Raw genomic sequence first — 19,511 nt, 5'->3', positions numbered from 1 at the left:
TGCAGGTCAACGTAGATGACAGCGGACAGTTCAGGAGGAGAAGGAGTATGAATCAGACCTTGAAGCAGGATGCGGATTTCCGGTTATCTAGCATTTTAGTTCCGCTGCTGGCGATTATTGCCGGCGTATTTATGGTCGTGCTGGACAGTACGGCTATGAATGTGGCATTGTCCAGACTGGTCGTGGATTTCAATACAGATCTGCATACGCTGCAGTGGGTCGTAACCGGGTATATGTTGGCGCAGGCTTCGGTCATTCCGTTGTCGGGCTGGCTGTCTGACCGGTTCGGGGCTAAGAACGTCTTTTTGACAGCAGTAATTGTGTTTACCGTTGGATCCATTCTGTGTGCAACGCCAAGCAGTGCAGAATGGCTGGTCGTTTTCCGGGTATTGCAGGGTCTTGGAGGGGGCTGTGTGCTCCCGGTCGGGATGGCGTATGTGTACAGACTGGCTCCCAAGAGTAAAGTCGGCGTCGTTATGGGGATTATGGGAATTCCCGTGCTGTTCGCTCCGGCGATTGGTCCTGTATTGTCAGGCTGGCTGGTGGAGTACCACTCCTGGCGCTGGATCTTCCTGATTAATATCCCCATCGGCATTATCTGTGTGCTGATCGGACTGCGAAAGCTGCCGAATGCGGCGAAGAACAACGTTCCCGGCATGGATAAATTCGGAATGGTGCTCGGACCGCTGGCTTTTGCTTCACTCACTTACGGTGTAAGCCAGGGGGCGCAGAGCTGGACCTCGGACAAAACGCTAATCGGGTTATCCCTGGGAGCTATTGCTCTGATTGCCTTTGTCATTGCCGAGCTGCGTTCCAAGACTCCTTTGCTGGAGCTGCGGATTCTGAAATCCGTGGATTTCACCACCGGAATTATCGTGCAGTGGATCGCCCAGTTCGGCTTATATGGTGCCTTATTTCTGCTGCCGCAGTTTCTGCAGCAGGCCCGCGGCTTCGGCGCATTTGATACCGGACTGACCCTGCTGCCGCAGGCCATTGCTTCCGGGCTGATGATGCCGATTGCCGGCATTCTGTTCGACCGGATCGGGGTGCGCTGGCTGGTGGTCTGCGGACTCAGTCTGGTCTCTGGAGCCTTGTTCCAGTATTCCCATGTCGATCTGACCACCCAGAGCCGTGATCTCATTCTTCCGCTGATCATGTGCGGTGCAGGAATGGGGATGATGATGATGCCGATGAATACGCATCTGCTGAACAAGGCGCCAGGCAATCTGGTCAACCGGGTAACCTCACTCACCAACTCCATGCAGCAGGTCATTAACTCACTTGCAGTGTCGACACTGGTTACGATTCTGACGGCCAGAACCTCCGCGCGTGGTCTTGAAATGCAGGAGGCGGCAGCCGCTGCCGGGCAGACGGTGGACGGAGCCTCGAAAGAAGCTCTGCAGCTGGCCAAGCAGACTGTATTGGCCAAAGGCTTTGCCGACACCTTCCACATTATGATTTTTGTAGCTTTAGGCGGCGCCATCCTTGGGCTGCTGCTGCGCCGGGGCCGCAAATCAGAAAGCGGAGGCACCAAGGATAAAGCGGTGCCTGAAATCATGCACGGTTAATGGGTTCATTAACATTCATAAGAAGTAAGGCGGCGATTCTCCGTTACTGGAGGATCGCTGCTTTGCGTTTTTGATGATTTAGTTTTGCCTTCCACTGATGTAGAAATGCAATTTCGGGGCAAGCTAAACTATCAAAAACCGATATAGCATAAATCCGATGTTTATTATCGGAAAAAGTTATTGACGGATGTAACAGCTCAATGTTACGATTCATTTTGCCGGCAAGTCCGGAACATAAAGAGAGATGAGAGGGGATTAATCTTATGAAAAAACTTAGTCTGACAATTATGCTGCTCCTGACCATGGCCGTGGTTGCGGCATGCGGCAACAACAATAACAATAATGCAGCAACAGGCGGCAATACGGCGGCTGAACCGACTGCGGCGGCTACTGATAGTGCGGCACCTGCTGAGCAGAATAGCCTGGAAGCTGTCAAAGCCAGCGGCAAGCTGCGTATCGGAACAGAAGGCACCTATGCCCCGTTCACATATCATGATGCCGATGGCAAGCTGACAGGCTTCGATGTCGAAATTGCTGAAGAAGTAACTAAACGTCTGGGCGTGGAAGCCGAGTTTATCGAGACTCAGTGGGACGGTATTTTTGCCGGTATGGATGCCAAGCGGTTCGATACGATCTTCAATGAAGTTTCCATTACGGATGAGCGCAAAGTGAAATATGATTTCTCTGACCCGTATATCGTATCCAAGGCTGTGCTGATCGTCAGTGAAGATAATGAAGATATCAAATCATTCGCGGACCTCAAGGGCAAGAAAGCCGGCCAGTCCCTGACAAGTAACCTCGGACAGATTGCAACGGATAACGGTGCAGAGATTGTATCCACAGAAGGCTTCAATCAGGCAATTGATCTGCTGACCTCCGGCCGGATTGATGCAACCGTCAATGATGGCTTGTCCTTCCTGGATCTGAAGAAGCAGAAGCCGGATATCAAGATCAAGCAGGTGGATGAGATTGCAGAAGGCTCGTATAGTGCAGCGGTCTTCCTGAAGGGTAACGATGAGCTTGTACAGGCAGTGAATGAAGCGCTGACTGCCATGCATGATGATGGGACATATCTGAAGATTTCCGAGAAATACTTCGGAGCTGATGTATCGAAATAAGCTTGCCTGTGTAACGGCAGTCTCAAATAACTTATGGACTCAAGGCGGAGCCGGTTGTGCTTCCGCCTTGCCGTTCCAAGAAGGATGTCAGAACGATGGATGACCGCAAAATACAAATATTTCTCGATTCACTGCTGCCTCTGTTCAAAGCCGGGGTGGCTTTTACCATTCCGCTGACCCTGGTCTCCTTTGCGCTTGGGCTTACACTTGCTGTAATTACTGCGCTTGTGCGGCTCTCTTCCTGGAGAATTCCGAAGCTGATTGCCGGCTTCTACGTCTGGGTCATCCGCGGAACACCGCTGCTGCTGCAGCTGTTTATTATTTTCTACGGGCTGCCTACGGTAGGCATTGTGCTTGATCCGTTCATCGCAGCTGTGATCGGCTTCACCCTTAGTGTCGGGGCATATTCCTCGGAAATTGTCCGGGCGGCTATTCTCTCCATACATAAAGGCCAGTGGGAGGCTGCCTTCTCCGTCGGGATGAGCCGTGGACAGGCTTTGCGGCGGGTGATTCTGCCTCAAGCTGCCCGGGTATCGGTTCCGCCATTATCCAATTCATTCATTAGTCTGGTGAAGGATACATCACTTGCAGCAAGCATCACATATGTAGAAATGTTCAGAAAAGCTCAGCAAATTACAGCCACTACCTATGAACCGCTGCTGTTATATTGCGAAGCGGGATTATTTTATCTGTTATTTTGCTCAGTATTATCGGTGCTGCAGAAATACCTGGAGAAGCGGCTGGACCGGTATTCGGCCAGTTAAGGAGGCATACCCATGATTGAAATACGTGATTTACATAAATCCTTCGGTCCGCTGCAGGTCTTGAAGGGTGTTGATCTTACCGTTGAGCATGGCCAGGTGATGGTCATTATCGGACCTTCCGGCTCCGGCAAAACCACCCTGCTGCGATGCTTCAACCTGCTGGAGACTCCCGACAAGGGCAGCCTGGCACTGAATAATATTAAGCTGGATTTCACTCCCGGCGGCAAAATTCCACAGCGTACCGTGCTGTCTCTGCGCCAGCAGACGGGAATGGTCTTCCAGTCCTACAATCTGTTCCCGCATATGACGGCACTCGGCAATGTAATGGAGGGCCAGGTGACCGTTCAGAAGCGTTCCAGGGAGGAAGCCAGAACGAAGGCGCTTGCCCTTCTGGACAAGGTAGGGCTGGCCGACAAGGCGGATACCTATCCGCATCAGCTGTCTGGCGGCCAGCAGCAGCGCGTGGCGATTGCCCGGGCGATGGCGGTCGAGCCGGAGGTGCTGCTGTTCGATGAGCCAACCTCGGCGCTCGATCCGGAGCTGGTCGGTGAGGTGCTGAAGGTCATCAAGCAGCTGGCCCGGGAAGGAATGACGATGGTCATTGTTACCCATGAGATGAAATTCGCGGCCGATGTGGCCGACCGGATCATCTTAATGGATAACGGGGTCATTCTGGAGCAGGGGACTCCGCAGCAGGTGCTGGAGCAGACGAAGAATCCGCGCGCCCTGCAGTTCCTGAACCGGCTCAGCGGAGAAGACTAAACGAATGTTGGCATTAATGCAAAAAGGCAGTCCGGGAGGGGAATCCCGGACTGCCTTTTCTGCTTGTAAATTCATCATGCGCGGGGGAGGGCATGAAGGATTACTCAGCCATTAGTTAGTTCTGTGTTGCTGCATCACTGCGTGAGTTCAAATAGTCCAGTGCGTTGTAGAGCATAATTGCCGCTTCGGCGCGGGTGAGCTGGCTCTTCGGGTTGAACTTGCCGTTAGCATCCAGTGTGTTGATGTTGTATTTCAGGGACCGCTGGATAGTGCCCTGGTAGGATGGCTCAAGCGCATCTGCATCGGTGATATCCACCGGCACGATGTTGATCATCGGCAGGTTGCCTGCCTTCTCAACGCCTTGAATCAGCAGGCTGGTGAACAGCTCTTTGGTAATCGGTTTGGATGGATCAATATCAGCGGGAATATCCACGTCATTATAGTGTGCATTGATGAAGGCTTCTGCGTACCAGGCGTTGTCTTTTACTTTGGAGAAGATCGCACTGGCTACGGGAGCCTTGTTGAAACTGATTGCGGCCAGACTAAGCTGGAGTCCGCCCGTTATAAACTGAACGCCTTGTGCTGTAGTTACAGTGGATGCGGGCAGAAACTGGGTATCCGATATCCCTTTGATCAGGCCCTGCTGCTTCAGAGAGTTGATTTTGTCCTTACCGGTTACACTGTCAATATCCTTAAAGCTGCTGCCGGCTGCAAAAATTTGTCCGCCGAAAGAGAAGGTAAGAAGCGTTACGGCTGTAAAAGCTGCAATCGTGTTTTTTTTGATACTCATCTGAATTCCACCTCTATTGTAGGTTGTACCACTAGATTTCCCGCTGATCCGGTGATTGTCCGTTACAGGACGGCGTGACCGTTTCAACTTGACTCTAATGACGCAATGACAATAGAAAAGGTTGCAGACGTTCTACATCATTTCCTGAAACAGCAGGTTGCGGTAAGGGTATTTACTGAACCGGGTTCTGAACAGCAGCGCGATCCCGCTCTCTTCAATGGTTACGGATTTAAGCGAATCCGCTGTGACGAGGCTGCGTACCATCGCTGTTACCGCACCGCGGTCCCTGCGCCGGATGGCTGCAGCCAGACTCTCCGCGAAGCTGTTATTTACAGAGAGCTCCCGGTAGAGCGGAATAACGGCCCGTGCGATGCTCCGGTGGGCTGCTGTACTGAAGGTGAACTGGACCGTGCCCGGCGGAATCGTTGTTCCATTCGTGTAGAACGCAACCGGTAGCGGAAAAGGAAACGAGATGAAATAGCCGATGCCGTTCGTCCCATAATTCTCTACCCTGGCAAGGGTGGAAATTCTGGCCAGCAGTCTGCCCATCAGATCAAGATCTGCGGAGACAACAGCGGTTGTCCAATCAGCGGCATAACTGCTGTTGCCGGCAATTTTCCGGTAGAACGGCAGCATGGCCGTGGCTACTTTGCGCAGTACACGGGCTGTCACAAGCCGCTGGGTCTGCTTAGGTTTTATTTTCACCATCCGGATCATCCTCACTTATAAGAGATTTAGTCTATATAAGGTATGGAGGGAGGGCGCACTTCGGATTGGGCGTAAGACTAGCCGGCGATAATATAATCATAATCCGCAGAACCTATTTATACGTTTTTGGGGAAAAGTGATGTTATACTGGTGTCAGGCCTTTTCTTTGACGGACAAGTTTGTTATGCTTATATCGTAAAGATTACTAATTATTGTCGGGAATTGTTCAACTTCCGGAAAGGTGGGAACCCGGGTGAACCGAGTAGCAAATATCAGCCAGCAGTTTGCGGCGCAAAATTATAAGCTTACGCCACAGCGCGAGGCTATAGTAAGAGTATTGCTGGACAACGAGAAGGATCACTTAAGCGTGGAAGAGGTCTATATGCTGGTCAAGCGCAGTTATCCGCATTTGGGACTTGCGACCGTATACCGTACCTTGGAGCTACTGTGTGAACTTCATATTGTAGAAAAGATGAATTTCGGCGATGGCGTTGCCCGCTACGACCTGCGCGGTGACGATCATGTTCATATGCACCACCACCTGATCTGCAGTGTATGCGGCAAGCTGGAGGAGATCAAGGATGACTGGCTGGTGGACCTTGAAGCGCGGCTGGCCCGTGAGTACGGCTTCAGTGTGACCGATCACCGGCTTGATTTCAAAGGCACCTATAATACCTGCAAGGGAAACGGCTGCAAGGGCGATAAAGAATGCCGGGCTGTATCCTGAGCCGCAACTGGGGCACATTCAAAGACGCATGGCTGATTTAACAGCCGGCGTCTTTTTATTTGACTGCAGCGGAGAATCAGCGCATTTGCGACTTATGGAGCAGGGATATAAGGCTGGTGCACATGCTATAATGACGTTATGCCAAAAAAAGTGGACCATGACGAACGCCGTAATCATCTGGCGGAGGCGGCTTGGCGGATCATCCGGCGTGATGGTCTGGAAGCTGTATCCGTGCGGAATGTTGCCAAGGAGGCGGGCATGTCGCTGGGATCGCTGCGGCATTATTTTGCCAGCCAATCCGAGCTGCTTGCCTTCTCCATGAGACTGGTGAGTGAACGAAGTTACCAGAGAGTTGAGGTCTTTCAATACTCGGGGAATCCCCGGGAGGATGTGGAAAGGCTGATTCATGAATTAATGCCTATTGATGAAGAGAGGAGAGCGGAAGCGGAGGTCTGGCTGGCTTTTGTCGGACGGGCAGCAGCGGACCCCGCCATACAGGCGCTGAAACAGGAAGTACATAACGGGCTGTATAGCGGCTTCTGCCAGATGATGGAGTACCTGGATGCCGTGAATCTGTTAAGACAGGACCTGGATCTGGACCGGGAAATCAAAATGCTGCATGCATTAGTAGACGGATTGGTCGTTCATAGTGTAATCTATCCCGAGATGGTTACACCGGAAGATATGATTCAGCTCATTTCCAGTCATTTCGACAAGCTAATGGCCTAAGTACCCGGTCAAACGAGGATGAAGTTCCAAAAAGATTGAACCTGTGATTCTTCTATACAAGTTCAATCTATTTTTATGTTCGGAATCGGCAGCCCGCCGCTGCTACGGCCGGTTCGGCACGAAGGACTTGATCCACGTCCCGAAGCTTCCGGGATTGCGGGTCTGGACCAGAACAACACCTTCGCCGCGGAACCGGCAGACCAGTGCCTCCCCGCTGGTTAAGCTGTTCAGCCAGCCGGAGGCTGCCTTTTCCACCTTATAATCCATATAATCCGGCCAGGCCACGAGGTGGCCGTTATCAATGATCATTTCCTCGCCAGGGCCGAGGTTAATCGCATGAATGGCTCCGAAGGAAGAGAGGAAGACCGTACCTCTGCCGCTGATTTCTACAATGAAGAAGCCTTCGCCGGAGAATAAGCCACGGGTCAGATTCTGCATTTTGGTGTTCACTTGAATACCGTGGGTTCCAGCCAGGAAACCATCCTTCTGCACCATCAGCTTGTACGAGCCGTCCAGCTCAATGGCTTGAATATCCCCGATTGCCCCTGGTGAGAGCAGCACTTCACTCTGTCCGCGGGTGGCGGTCAGCTCCTGGAAGAAGAATTTCTCCCCGCTCAGCATCCGGCCGAGTCCGCGCATGAGACCGCCGTCTACCGTGCCTCTCAGCTCCACATTCGGCGACATGGCGACCATCGCCCCCATCTCCGCCTTCACACTTTCGCCTGACTCCAGGACTACCTTCAGCATGGCAAAAGCGCCGTCATACAGCACATCGTATTTCATTAATATCTCCTCCTGATTCTGCCTATTCCATTCAAAGTATAACTGATGACTTTCTTCTGCCAGACGCATGTACCTTGTCCATCAAGAATACTGTAATAAGCTGCACCGCCGCAAGCGGAGGACAAGGCAGTGTAAGCCGGCCGCAAGGTAACAGACTATTATAGTTAATTATACCGGGCAGTAATGTGGTGAATATGTTAAAATTAAGATAACAGTACCGCATGTACTGAATAAGCTTATGACAAGGAGTGTTACCGCACATGGCACGTACACGCACGCAAAAAGCTCTGCTGAAGGCAGAACGCTCCGGCACCTGGTGTGCCGAAAGAAACCGCAGGATGAATCAGGATTACGGCGCCATCTCCCAGCATGTACGGATGACACCCGGCAAGCGCCAGCAATTGAATAAAATCAAACACAAGGAGCGGATCTATGGTGATGGCGCTCCTTTTGCATGTCTCCTGGTCTCGTGAGCTTACGCCTGCGCCCTGCTATGGATACGGTACTGCTTGGGTGACATTCCGAACCGGCTGCGGAAGACACGGTGGAAGTACGTATAGTTGGCAAACCCGCAAGTTTCAGATACATGCTCCAGCGGCATCGGGCTGAAGGTAATCTTCTCCCTGGCCATATCCAGCCTGACGTCATTTACATATTTCACAATCGTAGTGCCGAACGCCTCTTTGAACAGATGAACCGCGCGGGAGACGGAAATATCGACATGGCCGGCCACATCCTCCAGACGGAAGGCGTACGCGGCATGCTCTTCGACATATTGCTTCATCCGGTAAGCAAGATAGGCCTTGGGTGAAATTGCCGGCTGCTCGGACATCAGCCTGTCAATCTCCATACATAGAATCTGCAGATAACACGCGGAGATATCCGGTGAAGAATCCGATAAACGGCGCTGCTCCAGCACAAGCTGGCGGAACAGGCCAAGAATATGATCGCTGAGCGGCAGCCGGAGTACGGCCGGGCGATGCTTGCGACCCCACCATTCTTCAATCCAGGGACCGCTGCAGAAAATATGATAGTCACCGCTCTCAATCCGCGGCTTGCCGACAGGGTAGACTTCCTTGTCGATACTTAAGTAGTAGGGATCGGTCGGTGCGAAGAGCATCAGATTGCCGCTCTCCACAGTAGTGATGACTCCGCCCTCCATGGTCCGGCTGCGTCCTTCGGTCTGGAGGCGCAGCAGATAATACTGGACGCCTTCGCTGCGGGACATATGAAACGGCTTGCGGTGGAAGGAGAATCCGGCGGATAGGATGTGGCAGGCTGCGTTAGGTGTCATGAGTCCTCCTAGTGTTAAATGATAAGCAGATTGTTCATGTTTTAATCATATTATTCATTTTATTATATACGCTTTCATATTACCATGTACCTAAGCAAAAAACATACAAATGATGTGGGGGAGGCTGTATTGCGGCTCTGATCGCTACATAGGCAAACACTGGAAGCAGCGGATGGCAGATAGACAGCTATATTACATCCTATGTTTACAGCCCGTTTGTTCAGGTGGAATGCCTGGCATAGGTGCGGGGCAAAGGGCGGTGGCGGCAAGATCAGTCGGACTCTCGGATCAAACTTAGGAGTGAGAGCAATAATGTTGAAGGTAGGACTTCAGCTGTATACGCTGAGAGACGAACTGGAACAGGATTTCGAAGGGACAATACGCAAGGTTGCCGAACTGGGCTACAGCGGTGTGGAATTCTTCCACTATTTCGGCCGGACGGCCGGGCAGGTGAAGGCACTGCTTGAGGAAACAGGACTCGTTGCTCTCGGAGCGCATCGCCCGTACGATGTTATGCTGAACGATACGGAACAGGAAATCAGCTTCAATCTGGAGATTGGCAACCGTAATCTGATCGTGCCATTTCTGACGGAAGAACAGCGTAATTGGCCTGAAGTGGCTAAGAACCTGCGGCTGATCGGCGACAAATGCCGGGCAGGCGGAGCTGTTCTTTCTTATCATAATCATGATTTCGAATTCACGGAGAAGGTGGGCGGCCGCACAGCTTTTGACTACCTGTTCGAAGAGGTGCCTGCTGAGCAGCTTCAAGTGGAAATGGACACATGCTGGGTGTATTATGGCGGATATGATCCGGTAGAATACATCAATAAATACGCAGGACGCCTGCCGATCATCCACCTCAAGGACCTGAAGAAACGCGAAGACGGTTCTCCGGAGACTGTTGTACTGGGTGAAGGTGAAGTCGATCTGGCTGCAATTGTTGAAGCAGCAGCGGCGGCTGGTGTGGAATGGGCAGTGGTTGAACAGGATTATTGCAGCCGTTCACCGCTTGCCAGTGTAGCTGACAGTTTGAATTGGATCAAATCATATGGTAATCAAGGAGGAAATATTCATGTCTAACAAACTCAAAATTGCTATTATCGGTTGCGGTGGTATCGCAAACGGCAAACATATGCCAAGTCTTTCCCGTCAGGCGGATGCCGAAATGGTGGCATTCTGTGACATCGAAGAAGAACGTGCTCAAGAGGCTGCCAAGACCTACGGCGCTGAAGGCGCTGCTGTATTCACCGATTTCCGTGAGATGCTGGCTGCCGGCGGATTCGACATCGTACATGTATGTACACCTAACGACAGCCACTCCGAGATCACTGTGGCCGCCCTCGAAGCCGGCAATCACGTGCTGTGCGAGAAGCCGATGGCGAAGACCACTGCCCAGGCGAAAGAAATGCTGGATGCCGCCAAGCGCACAGGCAAGAAATTGTCCATTGCCTATCAGAACCGTTTCCGCGCAGACAGTGATTATCTGAAGGGGCTGTGCGAGAGCGGAGAACTCGGCGATATCTATTACGGTAAGGCTATTGCGCTTCGCCGCCGTGCCGTTCCGACTTGGGGCGTATTCCTGGATGAAGAGAAACAGGGCGGCGGACCGCTGATCGATATCGGTACACATGCACTGGATCTGACGCTCTGGCTGATGGATAACTACAAACCGCGTATGGTTGTAGGCTCCACCTTCCACAAGCTGGGCCAGAAGAAGAATGCGGCGAATGCCTTCGGTCCATGGGATCCGGAACAATTCAAGGTTGAAGATTCCGCATTCGGCTTCATTACAATGGAGAACGGTGCTACAATTGTGCTTGAAGCCAGCTGGGCGCTGAATGTGTCAGAATTTGGTGAAGCCAAGACAATGCTCGCCGGTACGGAGGGCGGAGCAGACATGAAGGATGGCCTGCGTCTGAACGGCGAACGTGCCGGACGCCTGTACGAAACCAAAGTTGATCTTGGATCAGGCGGAGTAGCCTTCTACTCCGGTGCTGCTGAGACTGAAGCTGACCGTGAAGCGCGTCTGTGGCTGGAAGCGGTAAGAGAAGATAAAGATCCGGTTGTATTGCCGGAGCAGGCTTTTGTTGTTACCCAGATCCTTGAAGCAGTGTATGAATCAGCACGTACCGGACGTGCCGTTTATTTTGACGGAAGTTCTGACAACTAAGAGCATCTCCGGTTCACGCGACTATTAGAGAAAACAGGAGTGAAATCCATGAGTTCAATCAAACATACTGTAGTTATCGTTGGTTACGGCGGAATGGGCAGCTATCATACGCAATTAATCAAAGAAAGTGACCGCGTGATAGTGAGCGGAGCCTTCGATCTGCTGGAGGAGCGGCGCGCGCTGGCTGCCGAAGCAGGTTACACCGCTTATTCCAGCTATGAGGAAGTACTGGCAGATCCGGAGGTGGACATTATTCTGATCGCTACACCGAATGATGTGCACAAGGATATTGCTGTTCGTGCATTTCAGGCGGGCAAGCATGTGGTCTGTGAGAAGCCGGTGGCCATGTCTTCGGCCGAATTTACCGAGATGCAGGCAGCGGCAGATGCGGCCGGACGTGTGCTGATGGTGCACCAGAACAGACGCTGGGATGAGGATTTCCGCGTAATCAAGGAGATGTATGAGAAGGAGACGATTGGATCACTCTTCCAGCTTGAGTCCCGGGTGCATGGTGCTAACGGGATTCCCGGCGACTGGCGTCATGTGAAGGCGCAGGGCGGAGGGATGCTGCTGGACTGGGGCGTTCATCTGCTGGATCAGCTGCTGTTCATGATTGACAGCAAAGTCACAAGCGTAAGCAGCAGCCTGAGCTATATTCTCGGCAATGATGTGGATGACGGTTTCGAGGCCAGCCTGCAGTTTGAGAATGGGATCAAAGCCATCGTTGAAGTCGGAACCACCAACTTTATCACGCTGCCAAGATGGTATGTGAAGGGGCTTGAGGGAACGGCTATTATTGAGGACTGGTCTCTGAGAGGAAGAATAGTCACCCGCAATAACGCATCCGAGAAAATAGAACCGACACCGATCCGTGCAGGTGTAGGGTTAACCAAGACGATGGCTCCGCCATCGGAAGGCTCGACAATTACCGGAGACCTGCCGGCGGCGTCTGGGCTGTCCTCCAGCTTCTATGACAATCTGGCTGCAGTAATCGAAGGTACAGCAGAACCGATTGTCAAGAATGCTGAAGTGCTGCGTGTGCTTGTTCTGATTGAAGCTATCTTTGAAGCGGCAGAGAAGAATGAGACCATCAAGAATTTCGATATCTACGGTGCATAACAAGATACGAGAACTGATCAGGGAGAGGTGGCAACATCAATGAAACTTGGAGTATTTATGGTATTGTTCGGAGGCCGCAAGCTGGAGGAAGCGCTGGATTACGTAGCATCCAAAGGGCTGAAGGCAGTTGAGATCGGCACCGGAGGTTATCCCGGCAACAGCCATTGCGATCCGAAGCTGCTGCTTGAGAATGAAGCAGCGCTTAAGGAATTCAAGCATGCAGTAGAATCCCGCGGTCTGATTATCAGTGCGCTTAGCTGCCACGGCAATCCGCTGCATCCGCAGAAGGAGCTGGCAGCCAAGGACCATGAGGATTTCGTGAATACGGTTAAGCTGGCACAGAAGCTGGGTGTTAAGGTTGTGAATACCTTCTCCGGCTGTCCCGGCGATCATGAAGGCGCGAAATATCCGAACTGGCCGGTTGCGCCATGGCCGAATGATTACCAGGAGATTCTGACCTGGCAGTGGGAGAACAAAGTGATCCCTTATTGGACGGAGCAGGCTGCTTTTGCAACTGAGCATGATGTGAAGATTGGCCTTGAACTGCACGGAGGATTCTCGGTGCATACGCCAGCTACGCTGCTGAGACTAAGAGAAGCTGCAGGGGAAGCCATTGGCGCGAACCTGGATCCGAGCCATATGTGGTGGCAGGGCATTGATCCGGTACAGGCGATTCATATTCTGGGCCGTGAAGGCGCAATTCATCACTTCCATGCGAAGGATACGGTAATCGATCCGGTCAATGTCAACAAGCATGGCCTGACCGATATGCAGTCCTATACGAATATGCTTGACCGCGCGTGGCAGTTCCGTTCCGTAGGCTACGGACATGATGTCAAGGTGTGGGCGGACATGATGAGTGCGCTCCGCCTTGTAGGATACGACTATGTGGTCAGCATTGAACACGAAGACGGCCTGATGTCCATTGAGGAAGGCTTCTCCAAGGCTGTAGACAATCTCCGCCAGGTACTTATTGAAGAGCCTCTTTCCGAGATGTGGTGGGTCTAACAGATGGAGAGCTTCACCAAGGTCAAGCTGAATGACCGGGAGCTGAGTCTATTAGCAGCAAGCGCCTTCGGTGCAGATGCAGCGGTTGTCGGCAGCAGAGAGCTGACCGGAGGTTTTTTTAATACAGGATATGATCTGGAGCTGAGCGATGGACGGTCGGTCATCCTTAAGGTTGCTCCTGGGCCGGAGACAGCAGTGCTTAGCTATGAGAAGGATATTATGCGTGCTGAAGTGGGAGCTCTCCGCCTGGTCCGTGCTGCAGGCGGGATTCCTGTGCCTGAAGTCTACAGTTATGATGAGAGCCTGCAGCTGATTCCATGCCCTTATTTCTTCATGGAGAAGATTGAAGGTGAGCCGTACAGTGATGTGAAGGAGAGCCTGTCTCCAGAGCAGCGTTCTTCCATCGAGTATGAACTCGGGCGGTACCAGCGTCTGATCAATGAGATTAAAGGGCCAGTTTTTGGATTATTCGGTGCAGAGCCTGCCGGAGGCGGAATGTCCTGGAGGGAGACCTTCAAGGCGATGCTGCTGAATGTGCTTCAGGATGCTGTGAGACTGGATGCTGCGTTACCTGCATCGCTGCCGGAAATTGAGCAGGCGCTGGGGCGTTATCTGCCGGCGCTGGATGCAGTGACGCAGCCGCGTCTTGTACACTGGGATTTGTGGAACGGTAATATTTTTGTGCAGGATGGCAGGATCGTATCCATTATTGACTGGGAGCGGGCCATGTGGGGCGATGTGCTGCTGGAGTATTATTTCCGGCATTTCGAGAACTCGGAAGCGTTCTATGAAGGGTACGGGACAGCTTTCAGCAGTCCGGACGAACTGCTGCGGAAGCGGCTGTACGACCTGTATCTGGATCTTATTATGGTTATTGAGTGTTATTCGCGCCAGTATAAGGATGAGAATCATGTAAACTGGGCCCACGAGAACCTCGCGGAGTCCTGGAAGCTGTTCTCAGCTGTAATCTGACGAGACAAACAGGAGGCCGGTTCTCTTCGGAGATCCGGCCTCCTGGCTGTTGTTGTTGAGCAGCACATCAGAACAGTTGGATGTCAGTCAGCACTCAGTACTCAGTACCTGTTCCGGATGGCGATAACGGGGTTGATGTCTGCTTCGTAATCAACGCCGCCAGTCTCGAAGCCGAACAGCTGGAAGAACTCACGTCTGTAGCCGTCCAGATCGGAATATTGATAGACATTCTCCGTGCTTAGCTTGGGCCATATGCGGTCCACTTCTGTCTGCACAGCGGAGCTCATCTCATGATCATCAATCCGGATGCGCCCTTGTCCGTCTACCGGAGTCCCTTCCGGGTTGTACAGGAAACCGGTATACAGCCGGTATGCTTGCTCGATGCAGCCTTCGTGCAGTCCCTGTTCTTTCATAACCTTGTAGAGAACGGAGATGTAGAGCGGAACTACAGGGATCGCCGAGCTGGACTGGGTGACCAGGCCCTTGCTGACTGCTACATAGGCGCGGCCTCCGGTTGGTGATAATTGGGCATTCAGCTCTAAGGCTGTGGCTTCCAGATGATCTTTAGCCCGGCCGATGGTTCCGTCGCGGTAGACGGCCTGTGTTAGCTCCGAACCTATATAGGAGAAGGCGAGAGTGACCGCATCTGCCGCCAGAGCACCGGAATTCCGGAGCGCTTCAATCCAGAGCTGCCAGTCTTCTCCGCCCATCACATGAACCGTGTCATCGATTTCAGCTTCGGTGGCCGGTTCAATCTGTACCGTGCTTAGTTCTCCGGTATGGAAATTGACCGTTGTATTGGTATAAGTGCTGCCGAGCGGCTTCAATACAGACTGATGTACTTCTCCGGTCTGCGGGTCTGTTCTGCGTGCCGAGGCTACGCTGTAAATGACAAGATCAACCTGTCCGAGCTCCCTGCGGATTAACTCTATGGTCCGTTCTTTCGTTTCAGCGGTGAAAGCGTCCCCGCATACGCTGTAGGAGCACAGGCCGGCTGTATAGGCCATTTCCTCAAAAGCTGCGGAATTATACCAGCCTGCGGAGGCCGTCCGCGTCTCGCTGGCTGTGCTGGGTCTATAGACACCTACAGTTGCTGCTCCTGCACCGAAGGCTGCAGCAATCCTGACTGCAAGTCCATACCCGGTTGAAGCCCCGATTACGAGTACATTGCGGGGGCCTGTAAATTTTCCCTGATTTTGTACATAGTTCACTTGCTGCTGTACCTGATGCGCACAGCCTGCGGGGTGGGCAGTCGTACAGATGAAACCGCGCGTTCTGGGTTTTATGATCATTATAATATTGACCTCGCTTTCATCGATGGTTGCAGGGATTGTAGAATCGAGAGGAGTTGCCTGATTCGGAGTGAGTATTTTCTCATGGTGAACCTCTCAGGTGATCCTTATAATGAAGTGAAGAAACATCTGAGCTCCCAGATCAGGCTGTATGATTGCTATATTGATCTAATTTACTTCATTGAATGTTATTCCCGCAAGTAAGGCAGGGACGACGGGCAGCAGAGAACATACCGGATGACAACTTTCCCGCGAAAGGAGACGGATGTTATGATGTTGAACTGGCTGCAAATACATATGGACGTAACAAGCTTGCTCTGGCTGCTGCCTGTATTCTTCATGTTTCATGATTTTGAGGAAATTCTTACAGTTGAGGCATGGGGGAACAAATACGGTCCAGCTATAACATCGTCGCTTTCCCCGTCATTGCAGAAGCGCCTGGCGCCTATGATGGGCATGACCACCAGGAATTTTGCTATGGATGTGCTCTTCGTGTATATTCTGATAGTGGGGGTAACCTTCGTTGCGGTGTTTTTAGAGTTCTACTGGCTCTACTTAGCCGTGCTCGCTGTGTTTCTGCTGCATGTCTTCACACATTTGGCACAAAGTATTGTTCTGAGGCTGTATACCCCGGGTGTAGTGACTGCTGTGCTCGTAGCATTGCCGTACTCGATATATGCGTTTTACCGCCTGCTGTATGAGAATGTTGTCAGCGAAGCTGACATAGGATGGTCGGTGCTGCTCATGCTGATCCTGACACCACTGCTTGTATGGGGCATGATGAAGAACAGAACAAGACATAACCGCAGCTGAGAATGATGATTTGTTACGGTGACGTTTTCAGAAAAATCTTGACGTGACCCCCTAATGATAGATAAAATAATATTATTGCGTGTTTTTTGGCTACTGAGAATTATTATCATAATTTGAAAAGAAGCAGAGAGGGTGACAGGATGGAGCGCCTTTTAGAGGTAAAAGACCTAGCTATATCATTCAGAACACGCGGAGGAGAAGTCCAAGCAATCCGTGGTGTCAGCTTTCATGTAAATAAAGGGGAGACACTGGCGATTGTAGGCGAATCCGGTTCCGGTAAGAGCGTAACCTCGCAAGCAGTCATGAAGCTGGTTCCTCAGCCTGCGGGCGAATATAAGCGTGGACAGATTCTGTTCGATGGGCAAGATCTGATCGGCAAGAATGAGAAGCAAATGCAAAAAATCCGCGGTAAAGAGATCGGTATGATTTTCCAGGATCCGATGACCTCGCTGAATCCGATGATGAAAGTCGGCAGACAGATTACCGAAGTACTGTTCAAGCACGAGAAAATTACAAAAGAAGCTGCTTATAAACGCGGCATCGAGCTGCTTAATCTGGTGGGAATTCCTTCACCTGAACGCCGTTTCCAGCAGTACCCGCATGAGTTCAGCGGCGGGATGCGCCAACGTGTCGTAATCGCTATGGCACTTGCCGCTAACCCTAAGCTCCTGATTGCCGATGAGCCGACAACCGCGCTTGACGTAACCATTCAGGCACAGATCCTGGATCTGATGAAGGACCTGCAGAAGAAGATTGATACAGCGATCATTTTCATCACCCATGACCTTGGGGTTGTGGCGAGAATGGCAGACCGTGTAGCCGTAATGTACGCCGGTCAAATCGTTGAAATGGGCACAGCGGAAGAGATCTTCTATGATCCGAGACACCCGTATACCTGGGGCTTGCTGGCTTCCATGCCTAGCCTTGAGAGCAAGGGTTCCCTGCTTACAGCGATTCCGGGAACACCTCCCGATCTGATCAAGCCGCCTAAGGGTGATGCCTTCGCACTGCGGAGCACATATGCTATGGCGATTGACATGGAGAAAGAACCGCCAATGTACAAGGTTTCCGATACTCATCTTGTGAAGTCCTGGCTGATGCATCCGATGGCACCTGCGGTAGAACCGCCGGATGTCGTGAAGAAGCAGCGCCGTGTCTTGAGCAACGCCTATCCGGAGCCGGTTCTCGTGCAGAACAGCAGCGAGTATTAAGAACAGGGCAATAGCTCATACTATTAAGATTAGCGTCAGGCCGATTGCGGCTTGGCGCTTTTTTGAGCTTTCAGGACCACATCTAGAGCATGCATGACGGGTCTTCCAGACTTTTATAGTTTATATAAACCTAAAATAATATTAATGAGTATAAATAAAAGTATTGACTAATTTGTCTTGACGCAGCAAAATGTAAGGGTATACATAAGGGGGTTATAACTTGAGAACAAGAACGCTAACCGCTTTAATATCCTTAGCTTTGCTGCCTGCCTGCAGTGGCGGGAATGCTGCAGGCACACCTGAGTTTGAGAATGTATCGGTACACGATCCATCTGTGATCAAGGCTGACGATACTTATTATGTGTTTGGTTCGCATTTGGCTTCGGCCAAATCCAAGGATCTGATGTCGTGGACTCAGATTTCCTCCGGGGTAACGGATGACAACGTGCTTATCCCCAATGTAACGGAGGAACTCAGTGAGACTCTCAGCTGGGCACAATCGGACACGCTCTGGGCGCCTGATGTCATTCAGCTGGCGGACGGGAAATTCTACATGTATTACAATGCCTGCCGGGGGGATTCACCGCTGTCGGCACTCGGCATCGCAGCCGCTGACAAGGTCGAAGGTCCTTATAAGAATAAAGGAATTATTCTTAAATCTGGTATGACCGGCACCGGAGATGACGGTGAGGTTTATGATGCTACCGAGAAGCCGAATGTAGTAGATCCTGATGTGTTTTTTGATAAGAACGGCAAGCTGTGGATGGTATACGGTTCGTATTCCGGAGGCATCTTCATTCTGGAGCTGGACCCGGCTACGGGCTTTCCGCTGGCAGACCAAGGGTATGGCAAGAAGCTACTGGGGGCGGATCATGCCCGGATAGAAGGGCCTTATATGCTGTACAGTCCGGAGACGGATTACTACTACTTGTTCCTGTCTTACGGCGGGCTCGATGCGAATGGCGGCTATAATATCCGTGTTGCCCGCTCCAAGAACCCGGACGGACCGTTTGAGGATTCTGAAGGCAAAGCTATGATTGACGCGCAGGGGACGGCTGGTGTTCTGTTTGATGATCCTGCGTATGCCCCTTACGGGGTGAAGCTGATGGGGAATTATGAGTTCCTGAACACGGATCAGGAACCTTCAGCCAGCGGTGCAGGGTATGTCTCTCCCGGACATAACTCGGCATATTACGATGAGAAGAGCGGGCAGTATTATCTGATCTTCCATACCCGGTTCCCGAATCTTGGCGAGCAGCATGAAGTGCGGGTACACCAGATGTTCCTGAACGAAGCGGGCTGGCCGGTAGTGGCGCCCCACCGCTACAGCGGGGAGAAGATCGGCAAGTACTCCGGTAGGGATGTGGCAGGCGAGTACAAATATATCAATCACGGCAAAGATATTTCTGCTGAGATTGTAGAGTCGCAGCTCCTTAAGCTGAATACAGACGGTACGATAAGCGGCGCAGTAACAGGTACATGGAGCCTGGGTGAAGAGCATAGTGCGAAGCTGACTATAGACGGGACGGAGTACAGCGGAGTGTTCCTGCGCGAATGGAATGAAGCCACTGGAAGTAACGTAATGACATTTACCGCATTGTCGGCGGAAGGCATCTCAGTCTGGGGAAGTCAGGTTTCACCGGAGAACAAGTAACGTTACATTCCCCGGTGGCTATGATCATA

At 51.9% G+C, this 19,511-nt stretch carries 20 protein-coding genes; 15 read left to right on the top strand and 5 right to left on the bottom strand.

Annotated elements, in window-relative coordinates; genetic code table 11:
* Positions 1–47: 47 nt before the first annotated feature.
* The 4 genes from NSQ73_RS17535 to NSQ73_RS17520 all read left to right on the top strand — a co-directional run bounded on the left by NSQ73_RS17535 (position 48) and on the right by NSQ73_RS17520 (position 4,212).
* Entirely contained in the window at positions 48–1,568 is a 1,521-nt protein-coding gene (locus tag NSQ73_RS17535; RefSeq protein WP_340987460.1) for a DHA2 family efflux MFS transporter permease subunit, read from the top strand.
* 263 nt (positions 1,569–1,831) lie between these two features.
* Complete coding sequence (locus tag NSQ73_RS17530; protein WP_171719245.1) at positions 1,832–2,686, top strand: amino acid ABC transporter substrate-binding protein; 855 nt, start codon at positions 1,832–1,834, stop codon at positions 2,684–2,686.
* Positions 2,687–2,781: 95 nt separating this feature from the next.
* Positions 2,782–3,450, top strand: coding sequence for an amino acid ABC transporter permease (locus NSQ73_RS17525; RefSeq protein ID WP_042136746.1), 669 nt, complete (start codon positions 2,782–2,784; stop codon positions 3,448–3,450).
* A 12-nt stretch (positions 3,451–3,462) separates the two neighbouring features.
* Positions 3,463–4,212, top strand: a complete 750-nt coding sequence (locus NSQ73_RS17520; protein WP_042136749.1) for an amino acid ABC transporter ATP-binding protein — start codon at positions 3,463–3,465, stop codon at positions 4,210–4,212.
* Positions 4,213–4,327: 115 nt separating this feature from the next.
* Here NSQ73_RS17520 and NSQ73_RS17515 read toward each other — a convergent pair whose 3' ends face one another.
* Together NSQ73_RS17515 and NSQ73_RS17510 are read right to left on the bottom strand one after the other, a co-directional pair.
* On the bottom strand, positions 4,328–5,002 hold the full coding sequence (locus tag NSQ73_RS17515; RefSeq protein ID WP_340987459.1) for an S-layer homology domain-containing protein: 675 nt from the start codon (positions 5,000–5,002) through the stop codon (positions 4,328–4,330).
* 132 nt (positions 5,003–5,134) lie between these two features.
* Positions 5,135–5,710 (bottom strand): hypothetical protein, encoded by a 576-nt coding sequence (locus NSQ73_RS17510; protein ID WP_340987458.1) that lies wholly within the window; start codon positions 5,708–5,710, stop codon positions 5,135–5,137.
* 253 nt (positions 5,711–5,963) lie between these two features.
* Here NSQ73_RS17510 and fur point away from each other — a divergent pair, with 253 nt between their 5' ends.
* Positions 5,964–6,437 (top strand): ferric iron uptake transcriptional regulator, encoded by a 474-nt coding sequence (fur, locus tag NSQ73_RS17505; protein WP_042235972.1) that lies wholly within the window; start codon positions 5,964–5,966, stop codon positions 6,435–6,437.
* A 138-nt stretch (positions 6,438–6,575) separates the two neighbouring features.
* Positions 6,576–7,166: a TetR/AcrR family transcriptional regulator gene (locus NSQ73_RS17500; protein ID WP_340987457.1), complete on the top strand. Its 591-nt coding sequence runs from the start codon at positions 6,576–6,578 to the stop codon at positions 7,164–7,166.
* A gap of 102 nt (positions 7,167–7,268) precedes the next feature.
* On the opposite strand, the gene NSQ73_RS17495 is transcribed toward NSQ73_RS17500, so the two are convergent.
* A complete protein-coding gene (locus NSQ73_RS17495; protein ID WP_076244752.1) occupies positions 7,269–7,949 on the bottom strand; it encodes a TIGR00266 family protein in 681 nt (226 codons plus the stop codon).
* A 260-nt stretch (positions 7,950–8,209) separates the two neighbouring features.
* Here NSQ73_RS17495 and NSQ73_RS17490 point away from each other — a divergent pair, with 260 nt between their 5' ends.
* Positions 8,210–8,422, top strand: coding sequence for a hypothetical protein (locus NSQ73_RS17490; protein ID WP_340987456.1), 213 nt, complete (start codon positions 8,210–8,212; stop codon positions 8,420–8,422).
* A 2-nt stretch (positions 8,423–8,424) separates the two neighbouring features.
* Here the strand turns inward: NSQ73_RS17490 and NSQ73_RS17485 are convergent, their stop codons facing one another.
* Positions 8,425–9,243: a helix-turn-helix domain-containing protein gene (locus NSQ73_RS17485; RefSeq protein WP_039303582.1), complete on the bottom strand. Its 819-nt coding sequence runs from the start codon at positions 9,241–9,243 to the stop codon at positions 8,425–8,427.
* Between the two features lie 312 nt (positions 9,244–9,555).
* Here NSQ73_RS17485 and NSQ73_RS17480 point away from each other — a divergent pair, with 312 nt between their 5' ends.
* Genes NSQ73_RS17480 through NSQ73_RS17460 form a run of 5 tightly spaced genes read left to right on the top strand, consistent with a single transcriptional unit; the run spans position 9,556 to position 14,512 of the window.
* Positions 9,556–10,323: a sugar phosphate isomerase/epimerase family protein gene (locus tag NSQ73_RS17480; RefSeq protein ID WP_171719251.1), complete on the top strand. Its 768-nt coding sequence runs from the start codon at positions 9,556–9,558 to the stop codon at positions 10,321–10,323.
* Positions 10,316–11,413 carry a Gfo/Idh/MocA family protein gene (locus NSQ73_RS17475; protein ID WP_171719252.1) on the top strand — a complete coding sequence of 366 codons (1,098 nt, stop codon included), beginning with the start codon at positions 10,316–10,318 and terminating at the stop codon, positions 11,411–11,413. The genes NSQ73_RS17480 and NSQ73_RS17475 overlap by 8 nt, the downstream gene beginning before the upstream one ends.
* A 48-nt stretch (positions 11,414–11,461) precedes the next feature.
* On the top strand, positions 11,462–12,532 hold the full coding sequence (locus tag NSQ73_RS17470) for a Gfo/Idh/MocA family protein (RefSeq protein WP_340987455.1): 1,071 nt from the start codon (positions 11,462–11,464) through the stop codon (positions 12,530–12,532).
* A gap of 39 nt (positions 12,533–12,571) precedes the next feature.
* Complete coding sequence (locus tag NSQ73_RS17465; protein ID WP_042136766.1) at positions 12,572–13,540, top strand: sugar phosphate isomerase/epimerase family protein; 969 nt, start codon at positions 12,572–12,574, stop codon at positions 13,538–13,540.
* 3 nt (positions 13,541–13,543) lie between these two features.
* A complete protein-coding gene (locus NSQ73_RS17460; protein ID WP_340987454.1) occupies positions 13,544–14,512 on the top strand; it encodes a phosphotransferase family protein in 969 nt (322 codons plus the stop codon).
* Positions 14,513–14,613: 101 nt separating this feature from the next.
* Here the strand turns inward: NSQ73_RS17460 and fabV are convergent, their stop codons facing one another.
* Entirely contained in the window at positions 14,614–15,804 is a 1,191-nt protein-coding gene (fabV, locus tag NSQ73_RS17455; RefSeq protein WP_340987453.1) for an enoyl-ACP reductase FabV, read from the bottom strand.
* Positions 15,805–16,074: 270 nt separating this feature from the next.
* Here fabV and NSQ73_RS17450 point away from each other — a divergent pair, with 270 nt between their 5' ends.
* The 3 genes from NSQ73_RS17450 to NSQ73_RS17440 all read left to right on the top strand — a co-directional run bounded on the left by NSQ73_RS17450 (position 16,075) and on the right by NSQ73_RS17440 (position 19,482).
* Positions 16,075–16,617 (top strand): HXXEE domain-containing protein, encoded by a 543-nt coding sequence (locus tag NSQ73_RS17450; RefSeq protein WP_340987452.1) that lies wholly within the window; start codon positions 16,075–16,077, stop codon positions 16,615–16,617.
* A gap of 140 nt (positions 16,618–16,757) precedes the next feature.
* On the top strand, positions 16,758–17,828 hold the full coding sequence (locus NSQ73_RS17445) for an ABC transporter ATP-binding protein (RefSeq protein ID WP_042213143.1): 1,071 nt from the start codon (positions 16,758–16,760) through the stop codon (positions 17,826–17,828).
* Between the two features lie 220 nt (positions 17,829–18,048).
* Positions 18,049–19,482 (top strand): glycoside hydrolase family 43 protein, encoded by a 1,434-nt coding sequence (locus tag NSQ73_RS17440; RefSeq protein ID WP_445669530.1) that lies wholly within the window; start codon positions 18,049–18,051, stop codon positions 19,480–19,482.
* Positions 19,483–19,511 lie beyond the last annotated feature (29 nt).

This window comes from Paenibacillus sp. FSL R10-2736 (assembly GCF_038000245.1).
Classification (GTDB): Bacteria; Bacillota; Bacilli; order Paenibacillales; family Paenibacillaceae; genus Paenibacillus_AQ; species Paenibacillus_AQ phytohabitans.
The sequence above is the reverse complement of the archived record's forward strand: the minus strand, read 5'-3'. Positions and strand labels throughout refer to the sequence as shown.

Excerpts from the sequence above, each read along its gene's own strand:
- NSQ73_RS17495 (WP_076244752.1), bottom strand. The coding sequence starts at position 7,949 with ATGAAATACGATGTGCTGTATGACGGCGCTTTTGCCATGCTGAAGGTA.
- NSQ73_RS17460 (WP_340987454.1), top strand. The coding sequence starts at position 13,544 with ATGGAGAGCTTCACCAAGGTCAAGCTGAATGACCGGGAGCTGAGTCTA.
- NSQ73_RS17500 (WP_340987457.1), top strand. The coding sequence starts at position 6,576 with ATGCCAAAAAAAGTGGACCATGACGAACGCCGTAATCATCTGGCGGAG.
- fabV (WP_340987453.1), bottom strand. The coding sequence starts at position 15,804 with ATGATCATAAAACCCAGAACGCGCGGTTTCATCTGTACGACTGCCCAC.
- NSQ73_RS17450 (WP_340987452.1), top strand. The coding sequence starts at position 16,075 with ATGATGTTGAACTGGCTGCAAATACATATGGACGTAACAAGCTTGCTC.
- NSQ73_RS17480 (WP_171719251.1), top strand. The coding sequence starts at position 9,556 with ATGTTGAAGGTAGGACTTCAGCTGTATACGCTGAGAGACGAACTGGAA.
- NSQ73_RS17485 (WP_039303582.1), bottom strand. The coding sequence starts at position 9,243 with ATGACACCTAACGCAGCCTGCCACATCCTATCCGCCGGATTCTCCTTC.
- NSQ73_RS17530 (WP_171719245.1), top strand. The coding sequence starts at position 1,832 with ATGAAAAAACTTAGTCTGACAATTATGCTGCTCCTGACCATGGCCGTG.
- NSQ73_RS17535 (WP_340987460.1), top strand. The coding sequence starts at position 48 with ATGAATCAGACCTTGAAGCAGGATGCGGATTTCCGGTTATCTAGCATT.
- NSQ73_RS17475 (WP_171719252.1), top strand. The coding sequence starts at position 10,316 with ATGTCTAACAAACTCAAAATTGCTATTATCGGTTGCGGTGGTATCGCA.
- NSQ73_RS17470 (WP_340987455.1), top strand. The coding sequence starts at position 11,462 with ATGAGTTCAATCAAACATACTGTAGTTATCGTTGGTTACGGCGGAATG.
- NSQ73_RS17465 (WP_042136766.1), top strand. The coding sequence starts at position 12,572 with ATGAAACTTGGAGTATTTATGGTATTGTTCGGAGGCCGCAAGCTGGAG.
- NSQ73_RS17520 (WP_042136749.1), top strand. The coding sequence starts at position 3,463 with ATGATTGAAATACGTGATTTACATAAATCCTTCGGTCCGCTGCAGGTC.
- NSQ73_RS17490 (WP_340987456.1), top strand. The coding sequence starts at position 8,210 with ATGGCACGTACACGCACGCAAAAAGCTCTGCTGAAGGCAGAACGCTCC.
- NSQ73_RS17515 (WP_340987459.1), bottom strand. The coding sequence starts at position 5,002 with ATGAGTATCAAAAAAAACACGATTGCAGCTTTTACAGCCGTAACGCTT.
- NSQ73_RS17445 (WP_042213143.1), top strand. The coding sequence starts at position 16,758 with ATGGAGCGCCTTTTAGAGGTAAAAGACCTAGCTATATCATTCAGAACA.
- NSQ73_RS17510 (WP_340987458.1), bottom strand. The coding sequence starts at position 5,710 with ATGGTGAAAATAAAACCTAAGCAGACCCAGCGGCTTGTGACAGCCCGT.
- NSQ73_RS17525 (WP_042136746.1), top strand. The coding sequence starts at position 2,782 with ATGGATGACCGCAAAATACAAATATTTCTCGATTCACTGCTGCCTCTG.